The organism is Mammaliicoccus sp. JADD-157 (assembly GCF_049310805.1).
GTDB classification, from domain to species: domain Bacteria; phylum Bacillota; class Bacilli; order Staphylococcales; family Staphylococcaceae; genus Mammaliicoccus; species Mammaliicoccus lentus.
In genome coordinates, this window is the sequence record NZ_JBMOVZ010000001.1 from 1,118,936 (window position 1) to 1,135,794 (window position 16,859).

The 16,859-nt window shown below is 31.5% G+C and carries 13 protein-coding genes; 11 read left to right on the forward strand and 2 right to left on the reverse strand.

The window, feature by feature from the left end; all coding sequences use genetic code 11:
- Positions 1-891: a staphylokinase domain-containing protein gene (locus ACO6VN_RS05695; RefSeq protein ID WP_422404367.1), complete on the reverse strand. Its 891-nt coding sequence runs from the start codon at positions 889-891 to the stop codon at positions 1-3.
- A 503-nt stretch (positions 892-1,394) separates the two neighbouring features.
- On the opposite strand from ACO6VN_RS05695, the gene ACO6VN_RS05700 reads away from it, so the two are divergent.
- The gene (locus ACO6VN_RS05700) at positions 1,395-2,900 is read left to right on the forward strand and encodes a glycosyltransferase (RefSeq protein ID WP_422404368.1); all 1,506 of its coding nucleotides are present in this window, start codon (positions 1,395-1,397) and stop codon (positions 2,898-2,900) included.
- Between the two features lie 125 nt (positions 2,901-3,025).
- Here ACO6VN_RS05700 and ACO6VN_RS05705 read toward each other — a convergent pair whose 3' ends face one another.
- Positions 3,026-3,244 (reverse strand): hypothetical protein, encoded by a 219-nt coding sequence (locus tag ACO6VN_RS05705; protein WP_017000476.1) that lies wholly within the window; start codon positions 3,242-3,244, stop codon positions 3,026-3,028.
- 152 nt (positions 3,245-3,396) lie between these two features.
- Here ACO6VN_RS05705 and ACO6VN_RS05710 point away from each other — a divergent pair, with 152 nt between their 5' ends.
- The 10 genes from ACO6VN_RS05710 (at position 3,397) to mutS (ending at position 16,849) form a co-directional block, all read left to right on the forward strand.
- Positions 3,397-4,188 (forward strand): TIGR00282 family metallophosphoesterase, encoded by a 792-nt coding sequence (locus tag ACO6VN_RS05710; RefSeq protein ID WP_026023702.1) that lies wholly within the window; start codon positions 3,397-3,399, stop codon positions 4,186-4,188.
- Positions 4,189-4,294: 106 nt separating this feature from the next.
- Positions 4,295-6,052, forward strand: a complete 1,758-nt coding sequence (locus tag ACO6VN_RS05715) for a 2-oxoacid:acceptor oxidoreductase subunit alpha (RefSeq protein ID WP_064204833.1) — start codon at positions 4,295-4,297, stop codon at positions 6,050-6,052.
- Positions 6,053-6,919 carry a 2-oxoacid:ferredoxin oxidoreductase subunit beta gene (locus ACO6VN_RS05720; RefSeq protein ID WP_017000473.1) on the forward strand — a complete coding sequence of 289 codons (867 nt, stop codon included), beginning with the start codon at positions 6,053-6,055 and terminating at the stop codon, positions 6,917-6,919.
- Between the two features lie 71 nt (positions 6,920-6,990).
- Entirely contained in the window at positions 6,991-7,281 is a 291-nt protein-coding gene (locus ACO6VN_RS05725; RefSeq protein ID WP_017000472.1) for a thiamine-binding protein, read from the forward strand.
- A gap of 95 nt (positions 7,282-7,376) precedes the next feature.
- Positions 7,377-9,098: an ABC transporter ATP-binding protein gene (locus ACO6VN_RS05730; protein ID WP_216683218.1), complete on the forward strand. Its 1,722-nt coding sequence runs from the start codon at positions 7,377-7,379 to the stop codon at positions 9,096-9,098.
- Positions 9,098-10,942: an ABC transporter ATP-binding protein gene (locus ACO6VN_RS05735; protein ID WP_216683231.1), complete on the forward strand. Its 1,845-nt coding sequence runs from the start codon at positions 9,098-9,100 to the stop codon at positions 10,940-10,942. The genes ACO6VN_RS05730 and ACO6VN_RS05735 overlap by 1 nt, the downstream gene beginning before the upstream one ends.
- A 12-nt stretch (positions 10,943-10,954) precedes the next feature.
- The gene (locus ACO6VN_RS05740; protein ID WP_194200776.1) at positions 10,955-11,464 is read left to right on the forward strand and encodes a GNAT family N-acetyltransferase; all 510 of its coding nucleotides are present in this window, start codon (positions 10,955-10,957) and stop codon (positions 11,462-11,464) included.
- Positions 11,465-11,570: 106 nt separating this feature from the next.
- Positions 11,571-13,106, forward strand: a complete 1,536-nt coding sequence (gene miaB, locus ACO6VN_RS05745; RefSeq protein WP_422404369.1) for a tRNA (N6-isopentenyl adenosine(37)-C2)-methylthiotransferase MiaB — start codon at positions 11,571-11,573, stop codon at positions 13,104-13,106.
- Complete coding sequence (locus ACO6VN_RS05750) at positions 13,107-13,538, forward strand: RicAFT regulatory complex protein RicA family protein (protein ID WP_017000467.1); 432 nt, start codon at positions 13,107-13,109, stop codon at positions 13,536-13,538.
- Positions 13,539-14,323: 785 nt separating this feature from the next.
- Complete coding sequence (mutS, locus tag ACO6VN_RS05755) at positions 14,324-16,849, forward strand: DNA mismatch repair protein MutS (protein ID WP_194200774.1); 2,526 nt, start codon at positions 14,324-14,326, stop codon at positions 16,847-16,849.
- Positions 16,850-16,859 lie beyond the last annotated feature (10 nt).

Genomic DNA, 16,859 nt, shown 5'->3' on the forward strand with positions numbered 1-16,859 from the left:
TTAATTTAATGGATAATCGTCTCCATTTTTAGAGATGTAATAAGTATCTGACAAGCCATCTGTATGTAATTTAGCAGGCTGTCTTTTACCAGATATCGTATAATTAAATGGTTTATTATCTTGAAAATCATATAGAATTCTAGAACTAACACCATTTTCTATAACATTAGCATTTAATCTTTTAACTATTCGATAACCTTCTTTATATTCTTTAGTCTTTTTAAACTCTATCTCAGCAGCTTTTAATAAGTCATTTTCAGTAATTTTATCTCCAACATGATGTTTTTCTTTTAAATTTGTGATTCTTCCTGTATTGATAGGTAATAATATATTTGATTCATTATCGCGTTTTAAAAATTTTACAAAATGCTCTATCGAAACTTCTGTGGATTTACTAAATACTTGATTATTATCAGTTGAAGATTTTTCTTCTAAAACTACGTTAGTAATCAATTTGAAACTAGGATTTTCTATATGCTTAGTTAAATCAGGAATAACAAATCCTTTATCTGTTATAGGAAATATATCAGACTTGTTATTACTATATGATACCTCAATTTTCGAATTAGGCGCTAAATTTACCACTCGATATTCATCTGCAGCCTTTGCATCTATTGCAATTTGAACATAATTTAAAATATCTTTTTTTGTTAATACTTCACCAGGTGTTAAAGGGAATTCTATAAAGCCAGGAACAAGAATTTCGTTACCTTTCTTATCCACCCCAGTAACATTCACCATTAAATGAGTACCTTGAATTTCTTGAGAATCTTTTCTACCGCCAACTTTAAATGAAGGTTGCTCCATAGCATCAACATTAGAAGTAATAAAGGGAGTTATAACGATATTGCCAACAACTAGAGAAATCATTACTTTTTTGAAACTTTTCATATATACACCTCTTTGTTTTTTTAATATAATAACACATTTACCAAATATTGTTATTATTTGTATATTACAAATAATTTACAGTTTTGTAACAAAAAGTTTATTAATAAACTTTTGCTATTAGAAAAGGTATTTGTGCAGATAATAAGAATAAATAATTAAATAAAAAGAAATAATAAGAGCGTTGTATCCTAAGATACGACGCTCTTATTATTATACTGGTATATATTTTATTCTTTAGCACTTAAATATTCAGCTAATAGTTTAATAGGAATAAGTATTGAGTAACCTATTGTTAACCCGGCAATCGATAATACTAAGAATGAATAATCTGTTTTTAGGTTATAGTCAAAGTAAGATGTAATGGATCCTATTAAAAAAATAAAGACGAAATTAATGATTAAACGTTTTTTGTTATAAACATATTATCTCCTTTGAAATAACTTATCGTTTGAAATGATGTTTAAGCGACTATATAATGAACCTCAATTAGGAGGTTTATTATTATGGGAAAAGAAATTTATTTTTTGATAAACTCACTTGATGTTGGTAGAGGCGGTTTAACTAAAGCTTGTATTCAGCAAGCAAACATGAGTGCTGAATTGGGTTATAAAACAACGATATTAACTTTTAATTATAATAGTGACTATGACATTATAACTGAAAAATTATTTCAATACTATAGTATTAATAGAGATGTTGAAATAAGAAATATGTATGATTTTTATAGAGATGAGAAAAATGTTGAAGAAGATTTAACGAAAGTTAATGATTGTATTTCTTCTGATTTTGCTTATGAAAAAGTAAAAAATAAAAATGGATATAGAATATATGAAAATGGTTTATATAGGTATTATATGACTCATCGTGACGATGAGACTGTAAAAGGTGTAGATTGTTTTAATGATTTTAGATATAGAATTAGAAGTGAAGCATACACACCTAAAGGATATTTAGGTAAGGTTTCTTATATGGATTTTGATTTAAATAAGCCGAGACAAATGGTTTTTAAAGATAGTAAAGGCAATTGTTATTTATCTAAATGGGTTAACCCTGAAACTGGCAATGCTCATAAAGTTTTATTATTTAATGGTAATGAAATTAATAAAACATTTAAAAGTGATGAAGCTTTAAAAGCTTATTTTATAGAAAAAGTTGTTGAAAATGATGAATATCCAATTTTAATTTCAGATGCTCGTAATACTGATGATGTGATGACAATGGTCGATGATGAAAAAGCTAAAAAACTTATTAGATTACATAGTAATCATGTGAAAGAGCCATTTGATGTTGAAAAATCAGAAATTGTAAGTACTGTAAAATTTGCATTAAATAATTTAGATAAAATAGATTATTTAGTCGCGCTGACAGAGAGGCAGAAAGAAGACATAGTAACTAGAAAAAATCATGATGAAAAACTACTTGCGCTACCGCATGGCATAGAAGTGAAAAATAGCGATGCCCATAATAATTTTAAAAAAGATAAAGCAGTTGTTATTTCTAGATTAGTTTCATTAAAACAAATTCATCATGTAGTAGAAGCTGCAAGTTTACTCGTAGAATACAATCCAAACTTTTTGATAGAAATATATGGCTCTGGCGATCAAGAGAAAAAGCTTAAAGATTTAATTAAATCTAAAGGCTTAACTGAGAACGTTATATTAAAAGGTTATACCGATAATATTGAAAATGTTTATAAAGAAGCGGCTTTTTCGATTGTAACTTCGAAAACAGAAGGCTTTTCGTTATCTATATTAGAAAGTATGGCAAATGGTGTTCCAGTATTGAGTTATAATTTTAACTATGGTCCTGAAGATATTATTACTAACGGTAAAGATGGTTTAATTATTGAAAAAAATAATATAAAACAATTAGCTGAAAATATGAATTATTTATTTAGTAATCCTGAATTAATAAATGAAATGCGTATAAATGCGGCTAAAAGTATAAAAGATAGATTTAGTAGAGATAAAGTTAAACAATATTGGGAAGAGTTATTTAAGTCATTATAACAATTTTATAATTTATACAAATTAAAAAACAGAGGCGGTTCTTAAATGAATAAGATAATCGTCTCTGTTTTATTTAAGCTAGGATAATCTATACCTAGTCTCGTTTTCATTTTTCATGTTTATTTTTAATTCGTTAAGTTCAACTCTAAATCTAAGGCTTCTTTTAATACATTTGAAGTTTCGTGCGAGTTTATCGCGCAATTACCGTATTTTTCAGCTAATTTAAAAGCTGTTACGTATAACTCCAAACTATCCTTGGCAATATCTTCTGCCTCTTCGTGTACGGATGGATTTGCTTTAACCACTAGTTCTGCAAACTTTTCGGGTTCAATATCAATTCCCATGTTTAAATAAACACTCCTATTAATTTTTTGATACGTTACTATATAAATAACGCTCTTGTAACGTATACCCTATATTATAAATTAATAATCATTACTTTTAAAATATTTTGTTTTCCATTAGAATATAAAGAGTAATAGAGAGGATGACTGTAGTGAGAATTTTATTTATAGGTGATATTGTAGGCAAATTAGGTAGAGAACAATTAGAAACATATTTACCTAAAATTAAAGCAACATACAAACCAACACTAACGATTGTTAATGGTGAAAATGCTGCACATGGTAAAGGAATAACTGAAAAAATATATAAAGAAATTTTACGTATGGGCGCAGACTTTATGACGATGGGTAATCATACATACGGTCAGAAGGAAATTTACGAATTTATAGGTCAAGCGAATAGAATGGTAAGACCTGCGAATTTTCCTGATGAGGCACCAGGAATTGGTATGAGAATCATTAAAGTTAACGATAAAGATGTTGCTATTATCAATTTGCAAGGTCGATCATTTATGGCTGCTATCGATTGTCCTTTTAAAAAAGCTGATGAATTAATAGAAGAAGCATCTAAAATAACGCCGTTTATCTTTGTTGATTTTCATGCAGAAACAACTTCTGAGAAAAATGCGATGGCTTGGTATTTAAATGGACGCGTTAGTGCAGTTGTTGGTACGCATACTCATATACAAACTTCTGATGAACGTGTTTTAAATGAAGGTACAGCTTATATTACAGATGTAGGAATGACTGGATATTACGACGGTATTCTCGGCATTAATAAAGATGAGGTTATTGAAAGATTTATTACGAGTTTACCTCAACGTCATAACTTGCCAAATGAAGGTCGAAAAGTGCTTTCAGGTGTCGTTGTTGATTTAACTCAAGATGGAAAAGCTAAAAAAATTCAAAGAATATTAATAAACGATGATCATCCATTTGAATAGTATCGTCCATTAGGATGATTTTTGTTAAAACCCTTTAATTTCATAGGATTAAAGGGATTTTTTTGGTATGATGTGAATTGAGATATTATATGGGGGAGGCCATAAGATGAAATCACAAATTTCATGGAAAGTTGGCGGACAGCAAGGCGAAGGAATTGAGTCAACAGGTGAAATATTCGCAACTGCTATGAACCGTCAAGGATATTATTTATACGGATACCGTCATTTTTCTAGTAGAATCAAAGGCGGACACACTAACAATAAAATAAGAGTATCATCCACGCCAGTAAGAGCGATTAGTGATGATTTAGATATATTAATAGCATTTGACCAAGAAACAATAGATGTGAACTATCACGAAATGCAAAAAGGCAGTATTATCATTGCCGATGCAAAAGCAAAACCTGAAAATCCAGAAGATAGTAAAGCACAATTAGTGAGCTTACCGTTTACAGGCGTAGCTAAAGAATTAGGAACAGCGTTAATGAAGAACATGGTAGCTGTAGGTTCTACTTGTGCAGTCATGGATTTAGATACAGACGTATTTGAATCATTAATCAGTGATTTATTCAGTCGTAAAGGCGAAAGTGTCGTTAATTTAAACATTCAAGCGTTAAATGAAGGTTATAGATTAATGAAAGAAGAAATGGATTCATTAGAAAGTGAACATACTTTAGAGAAGAATGACTCTGATGGCCATTTATTTATGATAGGTAATGACGCGATTGGTTTAGGGGCAGTAGCAGCTGGAGTTAGATTTATGGCAGCTTATCCTATCACGCCAGCTTCAGAAATTATGGAGTACATGATTGATCGTTTACCAGAATTAGGTGGCGCCGTTATACAGACGGAAGATGAAATTGCTGCATGTACAATGGCAATTGGTTCAAACTATGCTGGTGTACGTTCATTTACATCATCTGCTGGTCCAGGATTATCATTGATGATGGAATCAATAGGTTTATCAGGAATGACTGAAACACCTTTAGTAATCGTTAATACTCAACGCGGTGGGCCATCAACTGGTTTACCAACTAAACAAGAACAGTCTGACTTAATGCAAATGATTTACGGTACTCATGGTGATATTCCGAAAATTGTAATAGCACCAACAAGCGCAAGCGATGCGTTTTATTTAACGATAGAAGCATTTAACTTAGCTGAAGAATATCAATGTCCAGTTATATTACTTTCAGATTTACAATTATCTTTAGGTAAACAAACCGTTGAATCATTAGACTATGACAAAATTGAAATTCGTAGAGGCGCTCTAGTAGAAGAAGACATGGAAACACCTGAAGATAAGGCGTACTTTAAACGTTATGCATTGACTGATTCTGGAATTTCTCCACGTGTTCTTCCTGGTACAAAAGGTGGTATTCACCATGTGACAGGTGTTGAACATAACGAAGAAGGAAAACCTTCTGAAGGTGCTGAAAACAGACAATTACAAATGGATAAACGTATGCGTAAAACAGCTCAATTATTAATCGATGAACCAGTTAAATCTAATGAAAAATATGATGAAGCGGATATTCTATATGTAGGATTCATTTCTACTATAGGAGCAATCGAAGAAGCTATTACAAGATTAGATAAGCAAAATGTAAAAGTTAATCATATTCAAATTAGACAATTACATCCATTCCCTACTGATGCTGTACAAGAAGCCTTTAATAAAGCTAAAAAAGTAGTTGTAGCTGAGCATAATTACCAAGGACAACTATCTAGTATTATCAAAATGAATGTAAATCATCAAGGTAAAATTATTAACCAAACAAAATATGACGGTACACCATTCTTACCGCATGAAATAGAAGATAAAGCTTTAGAAATCGCAAGCAATATGAAGGAGTTGATATAATTGGCAACATTTAAAGATTTTAGAAATAATGTTAAACCAAACTGGTGTCCAGGCTGTGGTGACTTCTCTGTGCAAGCAGCGATTCAAAAAGCAGCAGCAAATGTAGGATTGGAACCAGAAGAAGTTGCCATTATTACAGGTATAGGTTGTTCGGGCCGTTTGAGTGGTTATGTAAACTCATATGGTCTACACTCAATTCACGGACGTTCATTACCTTTAGCACAAGGTGTTAAAATGGCTAATAAAGATTTAACAGTAATTGCTTCAGGCGGCGACGGAGACGGATTTGCTATAGGTATGGGTCACACTATTCATGCTTTAAGAAGAAATATGGATATGACTTATATCATCATGGATAACCAAATTTATGGATTAACTAAAGGGCAAACTTCACCAAGTTCTGCTAAAGGTTTTGTTACAAAAACAACACCTAAAGGTAACATTGAACAAAACGTTGCACCTTTAGAATTAGCATTATCATCAGGTGCTACTTTTGTAGCACAAAGCTTCTCAAGCGACATCAAAGAATTAACACATATAATTGAAGAAGCAATCAATCACAAAGGATTTTCATTTGTAAACGTATTTTCACCATGTGTAACATACAACAAAATAAATACTTATGATTGGTTTAAAGAGAATTTAACTAAATTAGCTGATATTGAGGACTATGATTTTTCAAATAAAAATCAAGCAATACAAACAGTGATGGATAAAGAATCTATGATTACAGGTATTATATATCAAGATAAAGAAACACCATCATATGAACAACAATTAGAACAACTTGATGAAACACCACTAGTTAAAAAATCATTGAAGCTTGAAGAAAACCAATTTGAAGAGCTTGTTTCTCAATTTAAATAATTATATAATGAATACACTTTAAGCTCATAGTTTGTCTATGAGCTTTTTTTAATAAAAAGGGGGATTTTCAAATGACAAATACATTAATGAGCATTCAAATTATTCCAGAGCACGAAGATACAGGGGTAATACCTTTAGTTGATGAAGCAATAAGAATAATAGATGATTCTGGTTTAAAGTATCAAGTGAATCCTTTAGAAACTACTATTGAAGGGGATATGAATGCTTGCCTAATTTTAATAGAACAAATTAACGAGCGCATGGTTGAGTTGGAATGTAAAAGCATTATATCTCAAGTGAAGTTTTATCACGTTCCCGAAGGCATCATGATGGATACGTTAACGGATAAATATAGATCTTAATTAAGATAGTTTAATGAATGAACGTTATTTATTATAAATATAAAGGAGAAATGTATTATATTATATCGGTTTAAGGAGTAAAGGGGACGAAAGATATGAGAACTGTATTAAAATATATTAAACCGTATACGGGTCTGTTTATATTAGGTTTAATATTAATGTTAATAGAATTAGCAGTAGAATTAATCCAGCCTATTTTTATATCTGAAATAATAGACAATGGTATTTTAAAGAATGATTTAAACCACGTCTATCTTTATTTAGGCATTATGCTTGTTACAGGTCTTGTAGCTTTAGTGTCTGGGATATGGAATAGTTTTGTAGCTGGCCATGTTAGTCAAACTTTTGCATATGATTTAAGAACTGCACAATTTAGTAAAATTCAAACTTTTTCATTGGCAACATTAGAGAAGTTTAAAACTTCTAGTTTAATTACGAGGCTCACAAGCGATGTTAATAACTGTGATACAGCAGTATATATGTCTATAAGAATCATGTTAAGAGCCCCTTTGATGATTATTGGAAGTATCGTAATGAGCTTTATAGTTGAACCTAGACTAGCACTTTATTTGGTGATTGGAACGCCATTTATATTTATAATAATATTCTTTATTGCGCGCACGGGTTCTAAATTATTTACAAAGATACAAAGAAAATTTGATGAAATGAATAGATTTTTCCAACAAAATCTTGAAGCTGTTAGATTGATCAAAGCGAGTCAGACATCACACCAAGAAATTAATCAATTTAAAGAAAAAATAAAGGATATTAGACATAATTATACATACGCTTTAAGACTAATGGAATTGATTAATCCATCTTTACTATTTATTATTAATGCGAGTATATTAGCTGTCATTTGGTTTGGGTCCGATATGGTTAATAGTTCAACTCTAGAAGTTGGTAAACTGGTCGCAATCATCAATTATGGTATGAGAATGCAAGGTGGATTTGGTATGTTGGCATTTCTTATCATGACATTAAGTAGAATGAAGGCTTCCAGTGATCGAATAGAAGAAGTGCTTACTACTCCATCAGATGAATGGGTATTAGAAAAGAACGGTCACAAAGTGGAAAATCATGCTTATAGTATTAAATTCAATAATGTTTCATTTACTTATCCAAACGCTAATAAACGGGTACTTCACAATATTTCCTTCGAAGTTGAACCGAGAGAAACCTTTGCTATTATGGGTTCTACAGGTTCAGGAAAATCTACTTTACTGAGTTTAATTCCGAAAATTTATAGAACTAAACAAGGAGAAATTCTTTTAGATGGGAAGAATGTAGAAGACTGGGAAATTGAAGATTTACGAGACGCTATCGGATATGTACCACAAACTGCATTATTATTCTCAGGAACAATATATGAAAACTTGCAATTTGGAGACCCGAATGCCGAATTAGAAACGTTAGAAAATTCTACTCAAAAAGCACAAATACACAATTCTATCGAAGCATTTGATCATCAGTATGAAACGATGATTGGACAACAAGGTGTTACTTTATCTGGTGGTCAGAAACAAAGACTTTCTATTGCTCGAGCGCTTGTAAGGAAACCTGGTGTGTTAATACTTGATGATTCTACTTCTGCATTAGATGTGAAGACGGAATCAGCTTTATGGGATGCACTTGAACATGAAGATACTACTAAACTGATTGTTACTCAAAAAATTTCTACAGCTAAAACAGCAAATCGAATTATGTTATTGGTAGATGGTCATATAGAAGCAATAGGTCATCATGAAGAATTATTAAAATCATCTAAACTTTATAATGAGATTGCTAACAGCCAAGAAAGTGCGGTGAATACATGATGGGCATTAAAAATCCGTACGGACATGAAACGGTTATAACGCCGGATGATATGTCTAAAAATAATACTAAGAAGAAAAAGAGAGCACGAGATACTAAAGGGACTTTATTAAATATTTGGCGTTTAATTGATGAAAAGCGTGTTCAACTCATCATTGTCATACTCATGATTATATGTTCATCTTCATTGAGTTTAGTAGGGCCATTTTTAATTGGTAGAATAATTGATACAAAAATTATCCCTAAAGACTTAAATGGATTATTAAAATATATCATTATATTGATATCTGTATATACTTTATTATCCATCACTTCTTATATAGGTTCGTATATGATGGTAAATATCGCACAACGAACAGTTTATTTATTAAGGGACAATTTATTTAGTCATTTTCAAAAATTACCTGTTTCATACTTTGATAAAAAACAACATGGTGAATTAATGAGTAGAATGCAAAATGATATTGAAAATGTGTCACAAGTATTAAACTCCTCATTCATTCAATTTACTTCAAGCGTTGTTACGTTAATAGGAACATTGTCTATCATGTTGTATTTAAGTCCACTATTAACTTTATTAACAGTAATCATTATACCTATCATGTTCATAAGTTTACGTTGGATTACAGCTAGAACAAGCGTGTTGTATTCGATGAGGCAAAAACAATTGGGTATTATGAACGGTTATATCGAAGAAATCGTGAATGGTCAAACTGTTGTAAAAGCTTTTTCTCAAGAGCATTATGTGATGGAAACATTTAATGAGAAAGCAGATAATGTTAAAGAATATAGCTTTTGGGCAGTAACATTTGGTGGATTAATACCTAAAGTAATGAATTATTTAAATAATTTAAGTTTTGCTATCGTAGCGGGGATAGGTGGTATATTAGCTTTAAATGAATCTTCCGGTGTAACAGTTGGTGTCATTGTTATTTTTGCAGAGTATGCAAGGCAGTTTACAAGACCGCTATCGGACTTAGCGAACCAATTTAATACGGTACTGTCTGCTATAGCCGGTGCGGAACGTGTATTCGACATTATGAATGAACCAGTAGAACAAGATTCAAAAAATGCTATAGATTTAAACAATATTGAAGGAAATATTAAATTTAACAATGTTAACTTCAGATATGATGAAGAACAAAAATCACCAACAATTAAAGATTTATCCTTTGAAATAAAAAGTGGAGAATCAGCTGCACTTGTAGGAGCTACTGGTGCAGGTAAAACAACAATCGTTCAATTGATTTTACATTATTATGATGTAGAATCTGGTGAAATTTTAATCGATGGAAAATCTATTACTGAGATTACACGAGCTTCTTTAAGAAAAGAAATAGGCGTTGTATTACAAGACCCTTACTTATTTGATGGAACGATATTAGATAACATCATGTATGGAACACCTAATGCGACAAAAGAAGAAGCTATAGAAGCGGCCAAAAAAGCAAATGCACATGATTTCATCATTAATTTAGAAAATGGATATAGCACAGTACTAAAAGGTGAATCAGGCTCACTTTCTCAAGGTGAAAGACAGCTTATCTCAATTGCTAGATGTTTATTACAAGATCCAAAAATATTATTGCTAGATGAGGCAACAAGTAGCATCGATACCGTAACAGAAATTAAAATACAAAAAGCATTGGAAACTTTAATGGTAGGTAGAACAAGCATTATCATCGCACATAGATTAAACACAGTTAAGAAAGCAGATTTAGTATTTGTATTATCACATGGAGAAATTCTAGAATCAGGAACACAAGAAGAACTTATTGATAAACAAGGTGTTTACTATCACATGTTAAATGCTGGCGATGAAGAACAAATTCAAGAACTACAGTAAAGGAAGATGTGTATGGAGTTTCGTGAAATTAAAGAAGATATAAAACCTCTATTTAATGAATATATATCTGAGTGGTACGATAATAATGATAAAATAGTTCCTTGGAGTACGGACGTCCGCCATCATGGAGGATTTAATAGCATGTTGGAAATGCAAAAAGAAGCCATAATCCCACCAAAAAATAGTGATTTTGTTAGAGCCAAAACATTTGTATTAATAGATAGGGGCATCATTGTTGGAGCTGCGAATATTCGATATCAATTGAACGATGGGTTACAGCAAGTTGGTGGTCATGTTGGTTACGGTGTAAGGCGTAGCGAAAGAGGTAAAGGTTATGCAACGACTATATTAAAATACGCTTTAGAGGAATTGAGAAATGATTTTGTTGAATATGCGTTGATTACATGTGATGAAGATAACTTTGGCAGTGCTAAAGTTATTGAACGTAACGGTGGTAAAGAAGATAAACCGTTTATTTCAGAGAGTCAAAATGTAACAAAAAGATATTGGATTAAGTTATAAAAATTGTCATTTAAAATTTAATAAAGCGCTTTAACTTTTTTGCACTTTATGTTGAACTCTAATATAATATAAAGATAAATCAATATGGGCAGAAAGGGTTTTGACATTGAATGAAGAGCAAAGAAAACAAGGAGCGAATGCGAAGACGAAACCTAATTTAGAAAAAGATTATAGTAAATATTTCGAGCATGTTTATCAACCTCCTAACTTAAAGGACGCTAAGCAAAGAGGTAAATCAGAAGTTCAATATCATGATGATTTCAAAATAGATGAACGACATAGAGGAATGGGGAAAGGTCGTAAATTCTATATTAGAACGTATGGTTGCCAAATGAATGAGCATGATACAGAAGTAATGGCTGGTATTTTTCAAGCATTAGGTTTTGCACCGACTAATTCAGTAGGCGATGCTGACGTTATCTTACTAAATACTTGTGCAATTAGAGAAAATGCAGAAAACAGAGTGTTTAGTGAAATCGGCAACTTAAAACATTTAAAACAAGAAAGACCAGATTGTTTAATAGGTGTTTGTGGATGTATGTCTCAAGAAGAATCTGTAGTGAATAAAATACTAAAATCGTACCAAAATGTTGATATGATTTTTGGTACGCATAATATTCATAGATTACCTGAAATTTTAGAAGAAGCTTATATGTCTAAAGCGATGGTTGTTGAAGTTTGGTCTAAAGAAGGCGACGTTATTGAAAACTTACCTAAAGTACGTAACGGTAGAATTAAAGCATGGGTAAATATCATGTACGGGTGCGATAAATTCTGTACATATTGTATCGTTCCATTTACAAGAGGTAAGGAACGTAGTCGTATGCCGGAAGAAATTATCGCCGAAGTGAGAGACTTGGCTAGACAAGGGTATCAGGAAATTTGTTTATTAGGACAAAACGTAAATGCTTACGGTAAAGACATAGATGGTTTAAATTATGGTTTAGGCGATTTACTGAATGATATGACGAAAATTGATATACCTCGAGTTCGTTTTACAACGAGTCATCCATGGGATTTCGATGATCGATTGATTGAAGTGATAGCAGAAGGTGGAAACATTGTTCCACATATTCATTTACCTGTTCAATCTGGTAATAATAAAGTCTTGAAAATAATGGGGCGTAAATATTCGCGTGAAAGTTATTTAGAGCTTGTAAATAAAATAAAAGAAGCAATACCAGATATAGCATTGACAACTGATATAATAGTTGGATATCCTAATGAAACAGAAGAACAATTTTTAGAAACAATAGATTTATACCACGAAGTTGGATTTGAACATGCATATACTTATGTATATTCTCCAAGAGAAGGAACACCAGCAGCTAAAATGAAAGATAACGTTCCAGAAAAAGAGAAAAAACAAAGATTACAACGTTTAAATAAAGTAGTCGGTGAATATGCTGCTCAATCATTAAAACCTTATGAAGGTCAAGAAGTATATGTACTTTGTGAAGGATCAAGTAAGAGAGATGAAACAGTATTAGCTGGTTACACTGAGAAGAATAAATTAGTAAACTTTAAAGCACCTCAAGATGTGATTGGTAAAATAGTAAAGGTTAAAATTACAGAAGCTAAACAATATTCATTAAATGGTGAATTTGTTGAAGTTGTATCTAAAGAAAAGGTGGTACATTAAATGTATACAAAAGATGATATACTAGACCAAGCACGTAAACTTGGAAAAATGATGTCAGAAACAGAAGAAGTTGAATTTTTTAAACGTGCGGAAGCACAAATTCACGAAAACCAAACTGTTCGTGAAAAAATGGCAAGTTTAAAATCACTGCAAAAGCAAGCTGTTAATTTCCAAAACTATGGTAAAGATAAAGCTTTAGCAATGGTAGAAGAAAAAATAGCTAATATCGAAAAAGAATTAGATGACATGCCGATTGTAAGTGAATTTAAAGAAGCTCAAGGAGAAGTGAATGAACTTCTGCAAATGGTTTCACATTCAATTAGCCATACTGTTACAAATGAAATTATTGAATCAACTGGTGGTAACCAATTAACTGGTGAAACTGGCGCAGCTATGAAAAATGCACCTAATGCTAGTAGCTGTTCACACTAAACCAATAAATTAATAACTAAATTATATATTTACAGGCTGGGATATAAATTCTTAGCTCAAAATAATTCTCCTAATCTGTTGGACTTTTAATTAACAGATTAGGAGAATTTATTTATATAGGAGTAGGACAGAAATTATATAAAAAGATTTCTATATCGCCTCGGTAAGGAAGAATAGAATTAAAAAACTTAACATAAGTATATTTTTAATCCAATCAGCTATTGTATATAATGAAAGCGTTCCATATAAATGTCTCGACTATTTGCCTTTGAGTAAATAAGGTATTGAATGTTGCAAGACGAGGCGTACATGCAATATATTGTCCATGGATGTTGCAAGACGAGGACCACGTGCAATATATTGTCCTCGAATGTTGCAAGACGAGGCTCACATGCAACATAGAACGTCCATTTCACTACTGCCAATACAAAGTAAGAGTCCGTGAAAATGATTAATGTTCCGACATCTTCTTCTATAATAATGTTATTTTGAAAGTGTATGCTTGCTTGAGGTATGAAGTGAATTTTAAGTCTAACGTGCTTGTTTACCATCACTAGCTCGTTAGAAAATGTAACGTGCTAGTCTTATAATTCTTGCCCGTTAGAGATGCCAAACTCTTCTTATTCACTATAAATAAAAAGCGACTCGCAACTATATAATAAAATTCGAGATAATTGTTATGTATCAGTGCGATTTATTATATTATAATTAACCATACTCGTGTATTGTTGAAAATTTTGATAAAATAGACGAATCCAAAGTTAAATAAAGGAACGTGAAGAAAGATGTCTAAACCAACGCCAATGATGGCTCAATATTTAAAAATAAAATCTCAATATCAAGATACTTTATTATTTTTCAGATTAGGTGACTTCTATGAAATGTTTTACGATGATGCTATTGAAGCATCTAGAGTACTGGAAATTACTTTGACGAGACGAGATGCTAAAAAAGACCCAATACCTATGTGCGGTGTTCCATATCATTCAGCTTCAGGATACATAGAAAAACTTATTTCTAAAGGTTATAAAGTTGCCATCTGTGAGCAAATGGAAGATCCAACTCAAACAAAAGGTATGGTAAGACGAGAAGTAGTACAAGTCATCACACCTGGAACTGTGATGGAACAAAAAGGTATGGATGAAAAAACGAATAATTATATTCTCAGTTTTATTAAAGAAGATGGGGAATTTCATTTAAGTTATTGTGACGTGACTACAGGAGAATTAAAGGTAACATCTTTTGAAGATGAAACAACTTTAATCAATGAAATTACGACAATACATCCGAATGAAATTATCGTGAATAAAGTTTTACAAGATTCTTTATATAAACAAATTCAACTAATTACTGAAACGATTACTGTAGTTGAAAGTTATGAAGAAAGAGAATATGACGTTATAAAAGGAACGTCTAAACCTCAAGAGACTTCGTTAATATATTTATTAAATTATATACATGATAATGGTAAGCGAGAGATGCCTCACATAGAAGACGTTGTCGTTTATCGTGCACTTGACTATATGAAGATGGATTTTTATGCAAAAAGAAACTTAGAACTTACTGAAAGCATCCGATTAAAATCTAAAAAAGGTACTTTATTATGGTTAATGGATGACACTAAGACACCAATGGGAGCTAGAAGATTAAAACAATGGATTGATAGACCTTTAATCAAACAATATGATATAGAACAAAGGTTAAATGCAGTAGAACAATTTGTTAATGGTTTCATAGAAAGAGATGAATTAAGAAGTTATTTAAATATGGTGTATGATATAGAAAGACTAGTAGGTCGAGTAAGTTATGGAAATGTTAACGCGAAAGACCTCGTACAATTAAATTATTCTATAAAACAAATTCCATATATTAAAGAAATTATTGAACGACTAGATTCAACATCTGTTAATCGATTTAAAGCTTTAGAACCTCTCGAAGACTTAGAAGAGCTTTTAGAAGAAAGCTTAGTCGAAGATCCGCCATTGTCCGTTAAAGAAGGTGGCTTATTTAAAATTGGCTATAATGCTGAACTTGATAAATTCAAAGAAGCTTCAACGAATGGTAAGCAATGGATTGCTGAATTACAGTTGAAAGAAAGAGAACGTACCGGTGTTAAGTCATTAAAAGTAAGTTTTAATAAAGTGTTCGGATATTATATTGAAATTACAAAAGCTAACTTAAATAGTGTAGATACTGATGCATTAGGTTATCAACGTAAACAAACATTATCTAATGCTGAGCGCTTTGTAACTGAAGAATTAAAAGAAAAAGAATCTATTATATTAGGTGCAGAAGATAAAGCAATAGAATTAGAATATCAATTATTCTTAGAATTAAGGCAACGTGTTAAAGCTTATACTGAAAAGTTACAAGCACAAGCGAAATTATTATCAGAAATAGATTGTTTACAAAGTTTTGCTGAAATAGCTCAAAAATACCATTATACAAGACCGTTATTTAGCGAAGATAAAACTTTATCGCTTAAATCATCTCGTCATCCAGTTGTAGAAAGAGTCATGGATCATAATGATTATGTGCCAAATGATTGTTATTTGAACCAAGATGGCTTTATATATTTAATCACAGGTCCAAATATGTCTGGTAAAAGTACGTATATGAGGCAAATAGCTATAATTAGCATTATGGCTCAAATGGGAGCTTATGTACCAGCAGATTATGCGCTATTGCCAATATTTGATCAAATATTTACGAGAATCGGAGCAGCGGATGATTTAGTTTCTGGTAAGAGTACATTTATGGTTGAAATGTTAGAAGCTGAAAAAGCAATGGTAGGAGCAACTGAAGACAGTTTAATTATTTTTGATGAAATTGGTCGAGGAACATCTACATTTGACGGGTTAGCTTTAGCACAATCCATGATTGAATATGTACATCACAATACTAAAGCTAAAACATTATTCTCTACTCATTATCATGAGTTAACACATTTGGATGAAACTTTATCCGGACTTAAAAATATACACGTAGCTGCACAAGAGTACCAAGGTGAATTAATCTTTCTGCATAAAGTTAAAGAAGGAGCAGTAGATCAAAGTTATGGTATTCATGTAGCTAAACTAACTGATTTACCAGATGAAATTATCGAAAGAGCAAATGTTATTCTAGAAGAGCTAGAATCCAATACGCGTGTTGAGCGCAATGAACAAACGTTTGAACAGCCATCTTTCCAATTATTCGAAGAACAAACACCTTCAAAAGTTGAAAAACAAATAAAATCTATGGATTTAATGAATATGACGCCAATTGAAGCTTTAACTAAACTTCAAGAAATTCAAAATCAAATTAAATAGAAAGTGTGAA

Coding starts and splice junctions, on each gene's coding strand:
- ACO6VN_RS05740 (WP_194200776.1), top strand. CDS start 10,955: ATGGAGTTTCGTGAAATTAAAGAAGATATAAAACCTCTATTTAATGAA.
- mutS (WP_194200774.1), top strand. CDS start 14,324: ATGTCTAAACCAACGCCAATGATGGCTCAATATTTAAAAATAAAATCT.
- ACO6VN_RS05750 (WP_017000467.1), top strand. CDS start 13,107: ATGTATACAAAAGATGATATACTAGACCAAGCACGTAAACTTGGAAAA.
- ACO6VN_RS05700 (WP_422404368.1), top strand. CDS start 1,395: ATGGGAAAAGAAATTTATTTTTTGATAAACTCACTTGATGTTGGTAGA.
- ACO6VN_RS05730 (WP_216683218.1), top strand. CDS start 7,377: ATGAGAACTGTATTAAAATATATTAAACCGTATACGGGTCTGTTTATA.
- ACO6VN_RS05735 (WP_216683231.1), top strand. CDS start 9,098: ATGGGCATTAAAAATCCGTACGGACATGAAACGGTTATAACGCCGGAT.
- ACO6VN_RS05695 (WP_422404367.1), bottom strand. CDS start 891: ATGAAAAGTTTCAAAAAAGTAATGATTTCTCTAGTTGTTGGCAATATC.
- ACO6VN_RS05705 (WP_017000476.1), bottom strand. CDS start 3,244: ATGGGAATTGATATTGAACCCGAAAAGTTTGCAGAACTAGTGGTTAAA.
- ACO6VN_RS05725 (WP_017000472.1), top strand. CDS start 6,991: ATGACAAATACATTAATGAGCATTCAAATTATTCCAGAGCACGAAGAT.
- ACO6VN_RS05715 (WP_064204833.1), top strand. CDS start 4,295: ATGAAATCACAAATTTCATGGAAAGTTGGCGGACAGCAAGGCGAAGGA.